Origin of the sequence: Luteitalea sp. (assembly GCA_009377605.1) — a bacterium.
In the GTDB taxonomy this organism is placed as follows: Bacteria; Acidobacteriota; Vicinamibacteria; order Vicinamibacterales; family Vicinamibacteraceae; genus WHTT01.
Genome location: WHTT01000204.1, coordinates 1 through 1307, shown reverse-complemented (window position 1 = coordinate 1307; position 1307 = coordinate 1). Strand labels below are relative to the sequence as shown.

Below are 1307 nucleotides of genomic sequence, written 5' to 3'. Positions count from 1 at the left end.
GGCACAGCGAAGAAGGTTACCGGATCGAGCGGTGTAACACCAAACAACATCGCCTCGAGATAGCGGGTAGCGAGCGCTGCACCTGCCAGTCCCAACAGAAGCCCGATAGCCGTGAGCGCGATGCTCTTGCGAAGCACGAGGACGATGACGCTCGCACGTTCGGCGCCAAGTGCCATGCGGACCCCGATCTCGTGCTGGCGGCACGTGACCGCATACGATGTGACACCGTAGAGACCAATTCCTGCCAGCAGCACCGCCAACGCCCCAAACAGCCCCGATAAGAGCGCGACGAGCCGTTCCTGCGCGAACGAGGCATTCACTTGATCCGCGAGCGGCCGAAAGCTGAACGCGAGATTGCGATCGACTGCAGTGAGCGCGGCAGCCACACTGCGCGCCAGCGATACCGGGGATCCGCTGGACGCACGGGCGCTGATGTTGATGTTGCTCGCCTCGCCATTCAGTGGCTCGTACAGTGTCGGCTCTACGCCATCCCTCGGTGTTCTGTAGACTGCGTCGTCCACTACGCCAACGACGGTCTTCGGCACGGGCACCTCGTCGGATCCCGGAGGCGGTAGCTCGGTGACGGTCTGGCCGATTGGGGTCTTACCGGAAAAGAACTTACGCGCGAACGCCTCGTTCACGATGGCCACCGGCGGTGCATTGATGGCATCGCGCTGATCGAAATCGCGGCCCGCACGGATTCGCGTACCGTAGGTCGCAAACCAGCCTGGTGTGATGTCGTGGACTCGCACGGCGCGCTCCGGAAGCGGCATCGAGAGTCCGCCGGACACATCGACTGGAAACCTCTTGTGGTGGCCGCTGGCCGGCGTGATATCGGAGCCGGCCGCGTGCGCGACACCCGGCACCGCGGCGACGGCTTCGACGAGGCGACGGGAGAACGAGAGCCGACTGGCCGGGTCTATAGCCGATCGCGTCGCATCCACGTTGACCAGCAGCACGCGATCGCTATCGAAGCCAAGCGGCACGCTGGCAAGTCGCTGGAATGTCCTCACGAACAGACCGGCGGTGACGACGAGCATGAGTGACAGTGCGATCTGTACGACGACGACGCTGCCTGAGCCGCGGCCGGCACCGGAGAGCCCTGGCCAGCCTGCCTTCGCTCTGAGAGCAGAGGCCGGTTCCTTCAGCGCGTCGATTGGCGCCGCGCGCGTCGCGCGCCACGCCGGCACGACGCCGAACAGCACAGCCGAAACGACGGCAACCGCCGCCGTGAACACTAACATGCGCCAGTCGAGCGACACGTTCAAGACGACCGATGTGGAGAGCTGCGCCACCAGTGCACGGCT

Annotated in this window: 1 protein-coding gene; it reads right to left on the bottom strand. The window is 64.9% G+C overall.

Annotated features, from left to right (window positions below; all coding sequences use genetic code 11):
- The coding region (locus GEV06_28505; GenBank protein MPZ21793.1) for an FtsX-like permease family protein at positions 1–1307 on the bottom strand (1307 nt) is incomplete at both ends.